This is a genomic window from Sphingomonas liriopis, assembly GCF_024211255.1.
Lineage (GTDB): Bacteria > Pseudomonadota > Alphaproteobacteria > Sphingomonadales > Sphingomonadaceae > Sphingomonas > Sphingomonas liriopis.
On sequence record NZ_JAMLDY010000002.1, the window covers coordinates 175916 to 191198 of the forward strand.

14 protein-coding genes are annotated in these 15283 nt (G+C 66.8%); 3 read left to right on the forward strand and 11 right to left on the reverse strand.

Translation table 11 applies throughout. The features are described 5' to 3' along the window. Positions 1 to 107: 107 nt before the first annotated feature. From lpdA to M9979_RS02265, 10 genes are all read right to left on the reverse strand, one after another. Entirely contained in the window at positions 108 to 1502 is a 1395-nt protein-coding gene (gene lpdA / locus M9979_RS02220) for a dihydrolipoyl dehydrogenase (RefSeq protein ID WP_254287702.1), read from the reverse strand. A 130-nt stretch (positions 1503 to 1632) separates the two neighbouring features. After that, entirely contained in the window at positions 1633 to 2871 is a 1239-nt protein-coding gene (gene odhB, locus M9979_RS02225) for a 2-oxoglutarate dehydrogenase complex dihydrolipoyllysine-residue succinyltransferase (protein ID WP_254287703.1), read from the reverse strand. 47 nt (positions 2872 to 2918) lie between these two features. Continuing rightward, positions 2919 to 5894 (reverse strand): 2-oxoglutarate dehydrogenase E1 component, encoded by a 2976-nt coding sequence (locus M9979_RS02230; protein WP_254287704.1) that lies wholly within the window; start codon positions 5892 to 5894, stop codon positions 2919 to 2921. Between the two features lie 147 nt (positions 5895 to 6041). Next, positions 6042 to 6926, reverse strand: a complete 885-nt coding sequence (gene sucD, locus M9979_RS02235; protein ID WP_254287705.1) for a succinate--CoA ligase subunit alpha — start codon at positions 6924 to 6926, stop codon at positions 6042 to 6044. A 55-nt stretch (positions 6927 to 6981) separates the two neighbouring features. After that, positions 6982 to 7278, reverse strand: coding sequence for a GIY-YIG nuclease family protein (locus M9979_RS02240; RefSeq protein WP_254287774.1), 297 nt, complete (start codon positions 7276 to 7278; stop codon positions 6982 to 6984). A gap of 54 nt (positions 7279 to 7332) precedes the next feature. Next, positions 7333 to 8295, reverse strand: coding sequence for a malate dehydrogenase (mdh, locus tag M9979_RS02245; protein WP_254287706.1), 963 nt, complete (start codon positions 8293 to 8295; stop codon positions 7333 to 7335). A gap of 121 nt (positions 8296 to 8416) precedes the next feature. Continuing rightward, positions 8417 to 9517: a cell division protein ZapE gene (gene zapE, locus M9979_RS02250; protein ID WP_254287707.1), complete on the reverse strand. Its 1101-nt coding sequence runs from the start codon at positions 9515 to 9517 to the stop codon at positions 8417 to 8419. Between the two features lie 158 nt (positions 9518 to 9675). Beyond that, positions 9676 to 10137: a PaaI family thioesterase gene (locus M9979_RS02255; RefSeq protein WP_254287708.1), complete on the reverse strand. Its 462-nt coding sequence runs from the start codon at positions 10135 to 10137 to the stop codon at positions 9676 to 9678. A gap of 6 nt (positions 10138 to 10143) precedes the next feature. Continuing rightward, on the reverse strand, positions 10144 to 10929 hold the full coding sequence (locus tag M9979_RS02260) for a succinate dehydrogenase iron-sulfur subunit (protein WP_254287709.1): 786 nt from the start codon (positions 10927 to 10929) through the stop codon (positions 10144 to 10146). Between the two features lie 73 nt (positions 10930 to 11002). Then, entirely contained in the window at positions 11003 to 11584 is a 582-nt protein-coding gene (locus M9979_RS02265) for a ClpP family protease (RefSeq protein ID WP_254287710.1), read from the reverse strand. Positions 11585 to 11699: 115 nt separating this feature from the next. Here M9979_RS02265 and M9979_RS02270 point away from each other — a divergent pair, with 115 nt between their 5' ends. Genes M9979_RS02270 through M9979_RS02280 form a run of 3 tightly spaced genes read left to right on the forward strand, consistent with a single transcriptional unit; the run spans position 11700 to position 13234 of the window. Then, on the forward strand, positions 11700 to 12707 hold the full coding sequence (locus M9979_RS02270; protein ID WP_254287711.1) for an SDR family oxidoreductase: 1008 nt from the start codon (positions 11700 to 11702) through the stop codon (positions 12705 to 12707). Positions 12708 to 12734: 27 nt separating this feature from the next. Continuing rightward, positions 12735 to 13004 carry a hypothetical protein gene (locus M9979_RS02275; protein WP_254287712.1) on the forward strand — a complete coding sequence of 90 codons (270 nt, stop codon included), beginning with the start codon at positions 12735 to 12737 and terminating at the stop codon, positions 13002 to 13004. Beyond that, positions 13001 to 13234 (forward strand): hypothetical protein, encoded by a 234-nt coding sequence (locus M9979_RS02280; RefSeq protein WP_254287713.1) that lies wholly within the window; start codon positions 13001 to 13003, stop codon positions 13232 to 13234. The genes M9979_RS02275 and M9979_RS02280 overlap by 4 nt, the downstream gene beginning before the upstream one ends. 237 nt (positions 13235 to 13471) lie before the next feature. Here M9979_RS02280 and M9979_RS02285 read toward each other — a convergent pair whose 3' ends face one another. Continuing rightward, a complete protein-coding gene (locus M9979_RS02285) occupies positions 13472 to 15274 on the reverse strand; it encodes an acyl-CoA dehydrogenase C-terminal domain-containing protein (protein ID WP_254287714.1) in 1803 nt (600 codons plus the stop codon). Positions 15275 to 15283 lie beyond the last annotated feature (9 nt).

The window sequence follows — 15283 nt, forward strand, 5'->3', positions numbered from 1 at the left end:
TTGTCACGTGCAGGTGGGAACCCAGGGCCAAGCAGAGCCACGTCTGATGGTGCGCGAAACCCTGGGCTCCCGCTTCGGCGGGAGCCCAACTCAGGGGTCGGCCACAGTCAGATGTGAATCGGCTTGCCCGTCACCGCCATCGCCGCTTCCTTGATCGCCTCCGAATGCGTCGGATGGGCGTGGCAGGTGTAGGCGATGTCCTCGCTGGTCGCGCCGAACTCCATCGCCTGCGCCGCCTGCGCGATCATCGTGCCCGCGACGCTGGCGATCGCCCAGACGCCGACGACGCGATCGGTCTTGGCGTCGGCGATGATCTTCACGAAACCGTCGGGCTCGTGGTTGGTCTTGGCGCGGCTGTTCGCCATCATCGGGAACTTGCCGACCTTGATCTCGCCTTTCGCCTTCGCCGCTTCCTCGGTGAGGCCGACGCCGGCGAATTCTGGCATCGTATAGACGACGCTCGGGATGATGTCGTGGTTCACGATCCCCGTCAGGCCGGCGATGTTCTCGGCGACCGCGATGCCTTCGTCCTCGGCCTTGTGCGCGAGCATCAGGCCGGGTGCGACGTCCCCGATCGCCCAGATGCCGGGGACGCTGGTGGCGAAGTCATGGTCGATCTCGACCTGCCCGCGCGCGTTGACCGACAGGCCGGCCGCCTCGAGGTTGAGGCCGTCGGTGTTCGGCTTGCGACCGATCGCGAGCAGCACCGCGTCTGCCTCGATCGTCTCGGCCGTGCCGCCTGCGGCTGGCTCGACGGTCAGCGTTGCAGCCTCGCCGTTCACCACTACGCCGGTGACCTTGGTCGACAACTTGAACTCGAGGCCCTGCTTCTTGAAGATCTTATGCGCTTCCTTGCGGACGTCGCCGTCGAAGCCGGGCAGGATCTGGTCGAGATATTCGACCACGGTGACCTTCGCGCCCAACCGTCGCCAGACGCTGCCGAGCTCCAGCCCGATCACTCCCCCGCCGATGACGACCAGATGCTGCGGCACCTTGGCCAGCTCCAGCGCGCCGGTGCTGTCGACGACGACCTTCTGGTCGACCTCGACGCCGGGCAGCGGGGTGACCGACGATCCCGTGGCGATGACGATGTTCTTTGCGCGCACCGTCTTGCCGGCGACCTCCACGCTGTCCTTGCCGGTGAACGCGGCGCGGCCCTTCAGCCATTCGACCTTGTTCTTCTTGAACAGATATTCGATGCCGCCGGTCAGCTGCTTGACCGCATCGCGGCGCTGGCCATGCATCGTGTCGAGGTCGAGCTCCGCCGTCACCTTGATGCCCATCTTGGCCATCGTGCCGTTGGCGGCGGCGTCGTAATATTCCGACGCGTGCAGCATCGCCTTCGACGGGATGCAGCCGACGTTGAGGCAGGTGCCGCCCAGCGTCTCGCGGCTTTCGGCGCACGCGGTCTTCAGCCCGAGCTGCGCCGCGCGGATCGCCGCGACATAACCGCCGGGGCCGGCGCCGATCACGAGGACGTCATAGTCGTAGGTATCTGCCATGATCTTCTCACATCCCCGGCGGAGGCCGGGCCCAGTTGGGGAACATATGGGAAGAGCGTGGCGCTTCGTCACCACCACCTTCCCAACTGGACCCCGGCCTCCGCCGGGGTGGTTGGTACGTTGGCGGGCGTTACAGGTCGATCAGGATGCGCGTCGGATCCTCGATCGCGTTCTTGAGCGCGACGAGGAAGGTCACCGCCTCGCGGCCGTCGATCAGGCGATGATCGTAGCTGAGCGCCAGATACATCATCGGGCGCACCACGACCTGGCCGTTGACGACGACCGGGCGATCCTCGATCCGGTGCAGGCCGAGCACCGCCGCCTGCGGCGGGTTGATGATCGGGGTCGACATCAGGCTGCCGAACACGCCGCCGTTGGAGATGGTGAAGGTGCCGCCCTTCATCTCGTCCATCTTCAGCGTGCCGTCCTTGGCACGGCGGCCGAAATCGCCGATCGTCTTCTCGATGCCGGCGACCGACAGGTCCTGCGCATCGCGGATCACCGGGACGACGAGGCCGTTGGGCGCGCTGACCGCGACCGAGATATCGGCGTAATCGTGATAGACGATCTCGTCGCCCTCGATCGAGGCGTTGACCGACGGGATGTCCTTCAGCGCCATCGTCGCGGCCTTCACGAAGAAGCCCATGAAGCCCAGCCGCACGCCATGCTTCTTCTCGAACAGGTCCTTGTACTTGGCGCGCGCCTCGATCACCGCGGTCATGTCGACGTCGTTAAACGTCGTCAGCATCGCGGCGGTGTTTTGCGCCTCCTTCAGGCGCTTGGCGATCGTCTGGCGCAGGCGCGTCATCTTGACGCGCTCTTCCTTGCGGCCGCCCACGGGGGCAGCGGCCGGTGCCGGCGCCGCGGCGGCAGGCGCCTGCTGCGTCGCGGGCTTGGACGCGGCGGCGGTCGCGACGTCCTCCTTGGTGATGCGGCCGTCCTTGCCGGTGCCGGTGATCGACGACGGATCGAGGCCATATTCCAGCACCGCACGGCGCACCGAAGGCGACAGCGCCGCAGGCGAATCGCTCGACGCTTCGGGCTGCGCGGCGGGAGCCGGCGCGGGCGTCGCTGCCGGGGCGGCCGCCGGAGCCGGCGCGGCAGGTGCAGGCGCGGCGGCGGGCGAACCGTCACCCGCGTCGATCGTCGCGAGCATCGCGCCGACCTGCACCGTGTCGCCGACCTGCACCGCATGCGCGCCCATCACGCCGGCGACGGGGGACGGCACCTCGACCGAGACCTTGTCGGTCTCGAGGCTGGCGATCGGCTCATCGGCCTTCACGGGATCGCCGGGCTGCTTGAGCCATTCGCCCAAGGTCGCTTCGCTGATCGATTCGCCCAGAACGGGAACGGTGACTTCGGTTGCCATCTCTTGCATCCTTCTCCCCGGGGAGGGGGTCTTCTCAATCGGGGATATTAGCTGCTCGGCGCCTGTGCGGGCCGGGCGGTGGTGGTCGAGCCTTCGCTGCGGGTGCGGCGGATTTCCTCGCGGACGTTATGGCCCAGCGCATCGGCGACCAGCGCACCCTGTTCGGCGGTGTGCCGCTTCATCAGGCCCGTCGCCGGCGACGCCGCCGCCTGACGGCCGGCATACCGCGGCCGCTTGACCGCGCACTCGGCGGCCTTCAGCGAGTCCTCGATCAGCGGCTCGACGAAGAACCAGTAACCGTTGTTCTTCGGCTCTTCCTGCGCCCAGACCACGTCCTCGAGGTTGGGCATCCGCGCGATCCTGCGCGCCAGCGCATCGCCCGGGAACGGATAGAGCTGCTCGATCCGCACGATCTGCGTCCCCGTGTCGCCCGCGGCGTTGCGCGCCTCGATCAGATCGTAGGCGACCTTGCCGGTGCACAGCACCAGCCGCTTCGTCTCCGCGTCCGCGGCGCCGTTGGTGTCGGACAGGATACGCTTGAAGTGGCTGTCACCCTGGAAGTCCGCCGCGGCCGACACCGCCAGCTTGTGGCGGAGCAGCGACTTGGGCGTCATCACGATCAGGGGTTTACGGAAATTGCGATGCATCTGCCGGCGGAGCAGGTGGAAATAGTTCGCCGGCGTGGTGCAGTTCGCGACCTGGATATTGTCCTGCGCGCAGCTCTGCAGGAAACGCTCGGGACGCGCCGAGCTATGCTCGGGGCCCTGCCCCTCGTAACCATGCGGCAGCAGCATCACGAGGCCGTTGGCGCGCAGCCACTTGGCCTCGCCGCTGGTGATGAACTGGTCGATCATGATCTGCGCGCCGTTGACGAAATCGCCGAACTGCGCCTCCCACATCACCAGCGTCTTGGGATCGGCGAGCGCATAGCCATATTCGAAGCCCAGCACGCCATATTCGCTCAAGGGGCTGTCGAGCACCTCGAACCGGCCGTGCTCGACGGTGGTCAGCGGCACGTATTTATGCTCGTCGGTCTGGTCGACCCACACCGCGTGCCGCTGCGAGAAGGTGCCGCGGCCGGAGTCCTGCCCCGACAGGCGCACGCCATAGCCCTCCGACAGCAACGATCCGAAGGCCAGGGCCTCGCCGGTCGCCCAGTCGAAATTCGCGCCGGTCTTGAACATCTGGCGCTTGGCGTCGAGCACACGGGCGAGCGTCTTGTGGATCTGGATGCCCTCCGGCACCGTCGTCAGGGTGCGGCCGAGCGCATCGAACAGCTTGAGCTCGATGCCCGTCTCGACGTTGCGCCGTTCGCTGCCGCCATCGGTCGGCGCCGACAGGCCCGACCAGCGGCCGGCGAACCAGTCCGCCTTGTTCGGCTTGTAGCTCGCGCCCGCCTCGAACTCGCCTTCCAGCAGCGTGGTGAACTGATGGACCTTGGCGTCCAGCCACGCCTGATCGATCACGCCTTCCGAAATCAGCCGCTTGGCATAGATTTCGCTGACCCCCGGGTGCGAACGGATCGTGTTGTACATCAGCGGCTGGGTGAAGCCCGGCTCGTCGCCCTCGTTATGGCCGAAGCGGCGATAGCACCACATGTCGATGACGATGTCGCGGTGGAACTTCTGGCGGAATTCGATCGCCATCTTGGTGGCGAAGGTCACCGCCTCGGGATCGTCGCCGTTGACGTGGAACACCGGCGCCTGCACGCCCTTCGCCACGTCCGATGGATAGGGCGACGATCGCGCGAACTGCGGGCTCGTGGTGAAGCCGACCTGGTTGTTGATGATGAAGTGGACGCAGCCACCGGTATTGTAGCCGCGGATGCCGGAGAAGCCGAGGCATTCCCACACGATCCCCTGCCCCGCGAACGCCGCGTCGCCGTGGATCAGCACCGGCAGCGCGCCGGTATGTTCGACCAGATCGTTGGCGATCGTCTGGATCGCGCGCGTCTTGCCGAGCACCACCGGGTCTGCCGCCTCGAGATGCGACGGATTGGCGACGAGCGACATATGCACCTTGTGCCCGTCGAACTCACGGTCGGTCGAGGTACCGAGGTGATACTTCACGTCACCCGAGCCGCCGATGTCGTCCGGGTTGGCCGAACCGCCGGCGAATTCGTGGAAGATCACGCGCAGCGGCTTGGCCATCACGTTGGCGAGCACGTTCAGCCGGCCGCGATGCGCCATGCCATAGACGATCTCGCGTACGCCGGCCTGGCCGCCGTATTTGATGACGCTTTCCAGCGCCGGGATCATCGATTCACCGCCGTCGAGCCCGAAGCGTTTCGTCCCGACATACTTCTTGCCGAGGAACTTCTCCCATTGCTCGGCCTCGATGACCTTGCTGAGGATCGCGCGCTTGCCGTCGGTGCTGAACTCGATCGCCTTGTCCTTGCCCTCCATGCGGTCCTGCAGGAAGCGGCGCTCCTCGACGTCGACGATGTGCATGAATTCGAGGCCGACGTTGCCGCAATAATTGCGACGCAACGTATCGACCAGCTCGCGGACGGTCGCCCATTCGAACCCCAGCGTGCCGCCGAGGTAGATCGGCCGGTCGAGATCGGCGTCGGTGAAGCCGTGATATTCGGTGCGCAGATCCTCGGGCATGTCGCGATGCGACAGCCCCAGCGGATCGAGGTTGGCGGCAAGATGGCCGCGGACGCGATAGGTGCGGACCAGCATCTGCGCGCGGATCGCGTCGCCGGCGGCCTTGATGATGTCGTCCTTGGAGGGCGCGGCCGAAGAAGGTGCCGCGGCGGGCTTGCCGCCCTTGGCGGGCTTGGGCGCGGGCTCCATCTGCGTGGGGTCGAGCCCCGCGGTCAGGTCGTCGGTGGTCGACAGCGGCCAGCGCGCGTTGGTCCAGCTCGGCCCGCCGGTGCCGGCCTCCAGCCCCTCGAAGAACCCGCGCCAGCCCAGATCCACCGACGACTGGTCGGCCTGATACTTGGCGTAGAGCGCTTCGATGAACGCAGGCGACACGCCGGATGCGATGTCGCCGAAATCCTGACCTTCGTAGCCCATGGTCTGCTTCCTTGACCCTTCTCCCATCGGGAGAAGGAGGGGCCCGCCCGCGTCAGCGGGTGGGAGGATGAGGGCGAGCGGCTCATCACCCTCACCCTTCCGCGCCTCCGGCGCTCCCTCCCTCTCCCGATGGGAGAGGGAAGACAATCAACCGTTCAACACTTCCAGCAGCGTCGAACCCAGCTCGCTGGGGGAAGCCGCAACCTTGATCCCGGCCGCTTCCATCGCCGCGATCTTGCTTTCCGCATCGCCCTTGCCGCCCGAGACGATCGCGCCGGCATGGCCCATGCGACGCCCGGGAGGCGCGGTACGGCCCGCGATGAAGCCGGCCATCGGCTTGCTTCGGCCACGCTTGGCCTCGTCGATCAGGAATTGCGCGGCCTGCTCCTCGGCATCGCCGCCGATCTCGCCGATCATGATGATCGACTGCGTCGCCTCGTCGGCCAGGAACAGTTCGAGCACGTCGATGAAGTTGGTGCCGTTGACCGGATCGCCGCCGATGCCGACCGCGGTGGTCTGGCCGAGGCCCGCGTTCGAGGTCTGGAACACCGCCTCATAGGTCAGCGTGCCCGAGCGCGAGACGACGCCGACCGAACCCTGCTTGAAGATGCTGCCCGGCATGATGCCGATCTTGCACTCGCCCGGCGTCAGCACGCCCGGGCAGTTCGGCCCGATCAGCCGCGACTTGCTGCCCGACAGCGCGCGCTTGACGCGGACCATGTCGAGCACCGGAATGCCTTCGGTGATCGTCACGATCAGCGGGATCTCGGCATCGATCGCCTCGAGGATCGAATCCGCGGCGAAGGGCGGCGGCACGTAGATCACCGACGCGTCCGCACCGGTCTTCGACTTGGCTTCGGCGACGGTGTTGTACACCGGCAGGCCGAGATGCTCGGTGCCGCCCTTGCCCGGCGTCACGCCGCCGACCATCTGCGTGCCATATTCCAGCGCCGCCTTGGTATGGAAGCTGCCGGTTTCGCCGGTCATCCCTTGCGTGATGACCTTGGTGTTCTTGTTGACGAGGATGCTCATTGGATCTCCAGTCCTGTCCACCCCGGCGCAGGCCGGGGTCCAGTTGGGAAGGCGGTCAGGGTAGTGCGATCCGGTCGTACAGGTCGTCCCAGTTCGGGTTCAAACCTTCGATCTCACGCAGTTTCCAAGCTCGCTTCCATTGTTTCATCTGCAGCTCGCGCTGCCGGGCGACTTCCAGGCTACCGCAGACCTCATACCAGACGAGGAGGTGGCAACCATATGTCTTCGTGAACCCATCGACCACGGCGTTGCGATGTTCCCACACCCGCTTCGCCAGATTAAGCGCCGATCCGATATAGAGGGTGCCGTTACGGCCGCTCGCCATGATGTAGACGGAAGCGGACTGGTCCAACACGAAGCCCTCGCAACTGGACCCCGGCCTTCGCCGGGGTGGGTTTCACAGTCCTCAATTCAGCGAGCTGTCGATCCCCTTGCACGCCTCGAGCAGTTCCTTGACCGCATCGACCGAGACGGTGAGGTTCGCCTTCGCCTCGTCGTCGAGCGCGATCTCGACGATCTGCTCGACGCCGCCGGCACCGATCACCACCGGCACGCCGACGTACAGGTCGTTCACGCCATACTGGCCATCGACATAGGCTGCTGCGGGCAGGACGCGCTTCTGGTCGTACAGATACGCTTCCGCCATCGCGATGCCGCTGGTCGCGGGCGCATAATAGGCCGAGCCGGTTTTGAGCAGGCCGACGATCTCGCCACCGCCACCGCGCGTGCGCTTGACGATCGCGTCGATCTTCTCCTGCGTCGAGCGGCCCATCTTGATGAGGTCGGGAACCGGGATGCCCGAGACGGTCGAATAGCTGATGACCGGCACCATCGTGTCGCCGTGGCCGCCGAGCACGAAGCTGGTGACGTCCTTGACCGAAACCTGGAACTCGTCGGCGAGGAAGTGGCTGAAGCGCGCGCTGTCGAGCACGCCGGCCATGCCGACGACCTTGTTGTGCGGCAGGCCGGAGAATTCGCGCAGCGCCCAGACCATCGCGTCGAGCGGGTTGGTGATGCAGATCACGAAGGCGTCGGGGGCGTTCGCCTTGATGCCCTCGCCCACCGCCTTCATCACCTTGAGGTTGATGCCGAGCAGGTCGTCGCGGCTCATGCCGGGCTTGCGCGCGACACCGGCGGTGACGATGATGACGTCGGCACCGGCGATATCGGCATAATCGTTCGAACCGGTGATCGTCGCGTCGAAGCCTTCGACCGGGCCGCACTGCGACAGGTCGAGCGCCTTGCCCTGCGGCACGCCTTCGACGACGTCGAACAGGACGATGTCGCCCAGGCCCTTCAACGCCGCGAGGTGCGCGAGCGTGCCGCCGATGTTACCGGCGCCGATCAGCGCGATCTTCTTGCGAGCCATCCAATCCATCTCCGTTACAGGCAGGTCGTGATTGGCCACGCCGGTTACGCCCCTTTTCGGCGCGCGGCAACCGCTAAACGGTGAGGATTAAGACTTTATATGATAATGGTTCGCAGGTGCATTAAGCCGTGCCATGCCCTTGCGCTAGATAGTCCTCGGAGCGCATTTCCTCCAGCCGGCTGACGGTGCGCTGGAACTCGAAGCGGCCGTCGCCCTCCGGGTAGAGCGCGTCGGGCTCGGCATCGGCGGCGGCGAGCAGCTTGACCTTATGCTCGTACAGCGCATCGATCAGCGCGACGAAGCGCGCCGCCTCGTTGCGGTTCTCGGGACCGAGTTTCGGTATGCCGACGAGGATCACGGTGTGATAGCGGCGCGCCACCGCAAGATAGTCCGCCGCCCCCCGCGCCTCGCCGCACAGCTTCCTGAACGAGAAGACGGCGACGCCCTTCAGCGTCTTGGGGACATGGAGCGTGCGGCCCTGCACCACCAAGTCCTCCGCCGGGATCGGCTCGGTCACCTCGTGATCGGTCAGGCGGAAGAAGGCGGCGGACAGGTCCTTGGTCGCCTCGGGGCCGTTGGGGACGAGCCAGGTGTTCTGCTGGCCCAGCCGGTCGCGGCGATAGTCGATCGGGCCGTTCAGCGTCACCACGTCGAGCCGGCTCTCGATCAGTGCGATGAAGGGCAGGAAATGCTCGCGGTTGAGGCCGTTCTTGTAGAGATCGGCCGGCGCGCGGTTCGAGGTGGTGACCATCGTCACCCCCGCCTCCAGCAGCGCGGTGAACAGCCGGCTGAGGATCATCGCGTCGGGAGAGTTGGTGACCATCATCTCGTCGAACGCGAGCAGCCGCGTTTCCTCGGCGAGTGCCGCGGCGACCGGGGCGATCGGATCACCCGCCTCCTTGCGCCGTTCGATCGCGATCCGGCCGTGAACCTCGATCATGAATTCGCTGAAATGGACGCGACGCTTCTTCGCGACGGCGACGTTGGCGAAGAACAGGTCCATCATCATCGACTTGCCGCGCCCGACGTCGCCGAACATGTAGACACCGCGCGGGGGCATGCCGCCGCGGCGGGTCAGGCGGGCAAGCAGGCCGGTCTTCCTCGGCGCTTCGAGCTGGGCGGCGAGCGCGTCGAGGCGGATCGCGGCGGCACGCTGTTCGGGGTCGGTGCGCAGTTCGCCCGCGGCGACGAGCGCGTCATAGGCGTTGAGGACTTTGGTCATTCGTACTCCTGCGAACGCAAGGGCGTTCGTGGCGGTAACAGACGCATTGCCCTCACCCTCACCCAGCGCCGCCTTCGGCGTCTATCCCTCTCCCGCCGGGAGAGGGATGAGGTCGCGAAGCGACCGATGGGTGAGGTTGAGAGCGATCGGTCGGTGGATCAGCCCCGCTCGGTCACCTTGCGCAGCGTGGCCGTAAAGCTCGCGATCGTCGGCGACCCGTCCTGCACCACCAGCCCGCGCAGGAACAGCATGCGGCCCGTCTCGCGCAACAGCTCGATCCGTGCCTCCAGCGGCTCGCCGATCGCGCCGCCGCCGATGAACTGCGCCGACAGGTCGAGCGTCACCGCGCCCCCTGCCCCGATCACGCCGAAGCCGCGCGCCGCGGCGAACAGCGCGACGTCCATGAAGCCGAGCAGCGCGCCGCCATGGACCTGATTGCGCATGTTGGAATGATCGTGCCGCGGCATCATCCGCACGCGGGCGATGTCACCCTCGACGCGGACGTGCAGCGGTTCGATGAACGCATTGTAGCGCGTGGCATCGCGAACCTGCCAGCGTTTCCACCCCGGCAGGTCGGAATCGTCCTCATAACTGAAGACCGGGGAAGGCTGGTCCGTCACGCGCCGTTACAGGATACGCTCGGCTTCCATCTTCTTGACCTCGGCGATCGCCTTGGCCGGGTTGAGGCCCTTGGGACAGGTGTTCGCGCAGTTCATGATCGTGTGGCAGCGATACAGGCGGAACGGATCCTCCAGATCGTCGAGCCGCTCGCCGGTCATCTCGTCGCGGCTGTCGGCGAGCCAGCGATACGCCTGGAGCAGGATCGCCGGTCCCAGGAACTTGTCCGCATTCCACCAATAGCTGGGGCACGATGTCGAGCAGCACGCGCAGAGGATGCACTCGTACAGGCCGTCGAGCTTGGCGCGGTCCTCCGGCGACTGCAGCCGCTCCTTGCCCGACGGCGGCGGGCTGACCGTCTGCATCCACGGCTTGATCGAGCTGTACTGCGCGTAGAAATGCGTGAAATCGGGGACCAGATCCTTGATGACGTCCATCGCCGGCAGCGGCGTGATCTTCACCTCGCCCTTCACGTCCTCGATCGCGGTGGTGCAGGCAAGGCCGTTGCGCCCGTCGATGTTCATCGAGCACGACCCGCAGATGCCCTCGCGGCACGAGCGGCGGAAGGTGAGCGAGCTGTCCTGCTCCGCCTTCATCTTGATGAGCGCGTCGAGTACCATCGGCCCGCATTCGTCGAGGTTGATCTCGAACGTGTCGTAGCGCGGGTTTTCGGCGGTATCGGGGTCGTAGCGATAGACCTTGAAGGTCTTGATCCGCTTGGCGTCCCCGGTCGCCTTGTGGACCTTGCCCTTCGCCTTGACCTTGCTGTTCTTGGGCAGGGTGAACTCGGCCATCGCCGCAACGCTCCTAATCAATGCTGCGCCTGCGGCTATGCCTTTCGCCGGGCGAGTGCAACCCCCGCGTGCATCAGATCACGTCGAGCACCAATCCGCGGGCGAGCGCCTCCTCCGCCTCGATATACCAGTTGGTCGGCGCCTTGCTGCGCAATTCCTCGAACGTCACCGACGAACCGCGCACGATATCGCGGAAGCCCTCCTCCTGGATCTTCACCGATTCCTCGATCTCATGCAGCTTGGCCTTGAGCACCGCGGGCAGCGTAGTGAGCGGGCCGGACAGCTGGACGCTGCTCGTCATCAGCCGCTCGTGCAGCATCAGCCGCGTGCCGCGGGTCAGGAAGCGCTTCTCGACGGGGAACGCCGCCATGAAAGTGGCGCCAGCGGAATAGACCGCGACCTTGCCGAGGAACAGCGTCTCGCGGCCGGTGTAGTTGCGCAGCAGGCGGATGTCGTCGCCCATCGCGCGGCCCATCTCCGGGTCGCCGCCCAGCGTCGTGATCGACACGACGAGCGGCCCGTCCTGCGGCGCGCCCGCCAGCTGCGTCTTGAAGCGCGCGTACATCATGTCGTCGACGGCGCCGTGCAGCTGGATATGCGGGAGCGCGAGCAACGGATATTTGCTGGCGATGTTGGCGGCATGAAGATCGGTCATGGCGCGGCGAACCTTCCGCGGCGCAGCAAGTTCCCCCGCCACGCACCAAAGCCGTCGGGAACCGCCGCCGGACCTGGCGCGCTTGGCATGTCCCGCGACCGGAGACGATGCCGCCATGACGCCTGCGCTCAAGCCCCTTTCGCAACAGGTGATCGTCATCACCGGCGCCAGTTCGGGGATCGGCCTCGCCACCGCGCGCCGCGCCGCCACCAGGGGCGCGCGCGTGCTGCTGGTGTCGCGCGACGAGGCGGGGTTGCGCGGGATCGTCGCCGACATCACCGCCGCGGGGGGTATCGCCGATGCCTATGCCGCCGACGTCGGCGACGCCGATGCGGTGGTTGCCGCCGCGGCGCATGCGCGGCAGCGGTTCGGGCGGATCGACACCTGGGTCAACGATGCCGGCACCGCGATCTACGGCAAGCTGGTCGACGTCCCCGACGACGAGCATCGCCAGCTGTTCCAGACCAATTATTTCGGGGTGGTGCACGGCTGCCTCGCCGCGATCCCGCATCTGCGCGACAGCGGCGGCGCGCTCATCACCGTCGGCTCGGTCGCGTCCGACATGCCGAGCCCGCTGATGGGCGCCTATGCCGCGACCAAGCACGCGACGAAGGCCTATATCGATACGCTGCGCATGGAGCTGGCCGCGGACGACGTGCCGGTGACGGTGACGCTGGTGAAGCCGTCGGGCATCGACACGCCGATCGCCCAACACGCCGCGAACCACGAACCGGGCGAAGCGCAGATCCCGCCGCCCGCCTACGATCCCGAACTGGTCGCCGACGCGATCCTGTTCTGCGCGACGCATCGCAAGCGCGACATCACCGTCGGCGGCGCGGGCCGCGCGCAGGCGCTGTTCGCAGCGCATTTCCCGGGCCTGTTCGACCGGCTCGCCCCCAAGGCGGCGGTCGCCTTCGTCGATCCGGCGAAGGAACAGCCGCGGCCGAGCAACCTGTTCGCCAGCGCCCGCACCGGAGAGGTCCGGTCGGGCGAGCATCCCGCCGCGCGGCGCACCAGCATCTACACCGCCGCCGTGCTGCATTCCGTCATCGCGACGACCGTTGCCGCGGCATTCGCGGCGGGCATCGGCGCCTTTTTTTACGGGCGCAGCGAACGCGCCTGATCGATCACAGCGAAAGGAGCCTGCGACATGGCCGAAGACCGCGTCACCATCGACACCGCCACCCTGTTCGACAATGTCGACGAACGCCAGATCGAGTTCACCGGCGAAGCCAGTGGCGAACGCTATGCCTTCGCGCTGCGCTACGATGTGCTGGAGGCGCTGGCGGGGAGCATGTCGATCGACCCGCTGCCGCTGTTCCGCCAGCATCAGGCGCGCGTCCAGACGCTCGCCGCCGACGCGCTCGCCCGCGATCCCGACCAGGAGCTGATCGTCATCAGCGAGAACGACCTCGCATGAGCAGCATCGACTGGAGCATGAGCGCCGCGCTCGCCAACGTGACGCGCGGCGGCAACGAGGTGCCCGAGGTGACCAACCTCGGCGACGCGGTGCGCGCGTGGCTGGCGCTCGACAACGGGTTGCAGAACGAGGCCGTGCTGCGCCCCGAGCACGCCGTGGTGGTGGACGGCGAGACGGTGACGGCGTTCGAGGGCCAGGCGATCCGGGGGTTGGCGGAGCGGCTGGGCTGATCGATCAGCGACCGACGTGGGGCGCGCTGGCCGGCTGCCCCACTTCCCTCGTCACCCCGGACTTGCTCCGGGGTCCACCGATCCGCAAGCGCGACGCTCCCGATGCGAGCGACACGCCTCGCCGCAGAGTGGACCCCGGAACAAGTCCGGGGTGACGGAGGAGTTTGGAAGCAGCGTCGTAACACCCACGACGCTGCTCTCCTCCATAGCCTTTTCTTCCCATCCAAACCGGAAAGATTACGCCGCCCGGAACATCTCCGGCGGCAGCGCCATCAGGCTCTCCGCACCGCCCTCGATCTTCCGCCGCAGCGCGCCCGCGTCCGGCACGATCCGCTCGGCGAAGAAGCGCGCGGTCACCAGCTTGGCGTCGAGGAACGCGGTATCGCCCTCTCCCGCCGCCTTCAGCTCGGCCGCCGCCTTCGCCATGCGCAGCCACATCAGGCCGGTGGCGACGATGCCCATCAGGTGCATGTACGGCACCGCGCCGGCGCCGACGTTCTCCGGGTTCTTCATGCCGTTGGCCATGAACCACATCGTCGCCGCCTGAAGCTCGCCGAGCGCCTTCTTGAGCGCGGTGGCGATCTGCGCTGTCGCCTCGACGCCCTCGGCCGCCGCGGTCTCCTCCATCACGATCTTGAAGAGCGCCTGCACCGCGCGCCCGCCCTTGGTGGCGAGCTTGCGGCCGACGAGGTCCATCGCCTGCACGCCATTGGTGCCTTCGTAGATCATCGCGATCCGGGCATCGCGGACATACTGTTCCATGCCCCATTCGGCGATATAGCCGTGGCCGCCATAGACCTGCTGCGCGTTGGTCGCGACCTCATAGCCCTTGTCGGTGCCGACGCCCTTGATGACCGGGGTCAGCAGGCCGATCAGGTCGCCCGCCATCTCGCGCTCTTCCTCGGTCCCGGCATTGTGCTCGAGATCGACCTGCAGCGCCCCCCACAGGCACAGGGCACGCAGGCCCTCCGTCCACGCCTTGGCTTCCATCAGCATGCGGCGGATGTCGGGGTGGACGAACAGCGTGTCCGCCTTCTCGCCCGGCTCCTTGGCGCCGGTCAGCGCACGGCCCTGACGACGGTCCTCGGCGTACTGGACGGCGTTCTGGTAGGCGACCTCGGCGATACCGAGCCCCTGCAGGCCGACGCCGAGCCGCGCGGCGTTCATCATGATGAACATCGCGGCGAGGCCCTTCATCTCCTCGCCGACCAGCCAGCCCTTGGCGCCGTCATAGTTCATGACGCAGGTCGAATTGGCGTGGATGCCCATCTTGTGCTCGATCGAACCGCAGGTCACCGCGTTGCGCTCACCCAGCGACCCGTCGGCGTTGACCAGCACCTTCGGCACCACGAACAGCGAAATGCCCTTCGAACTGTCGGGCGCGCCCGGCGTCTTGGCGAGCACGAGGTGGATGATATTGTCGGTCAGGTCGTGCTCGCCCGCCGAGATGAAAATCTTGGTGCCGGTGATCGCATACGACCCGTCCGCCTGCGGCTCCGCCTTGGTGCGGATCAGGCCCAGGTCGGTGCCACACTGCGGCTCCGTCAGGTTCATCGTGCCGCCCCATTCGCCCGACACCATCTTCGGCACGTACATCTGCTGCTGCTCGGGCGACCCCTTGGCGATCAGCGCGGCGATCGCGCCATGCGTCAGGCCGGGGTACATGGCGAACGCCATGTTCGACGAGATCATATATTCCTGGAAGGCGATCGACACGACGTGCGGCATGCCCTGCCCGCCGTACTCGGGCGCATTGCCCAGCGTCGCCCAGCCGCTCTCGACATAACGGTCGTAGGCGTCCTTGAAGCCCTTGGGCGTGGTGACGCTGCCGTCCTCATGCCGCGTGCAGCCTTCCTGATCGCCCGACAGGTTGAGCGGAAACAGCACGTCGGCGACGAAACGGCCGCCTTCCTCCAGCACCGCTTCGACCACGTCGGGGGTCGCGGCGTCGAACCCGGGCAGGTTCGCATATTTTTGCAGGCCGACGACATGCTCCAGGATGAAGCGCGTGTCGCGGACGGGGGGCGTATATTGGGGCATCGGGTTATC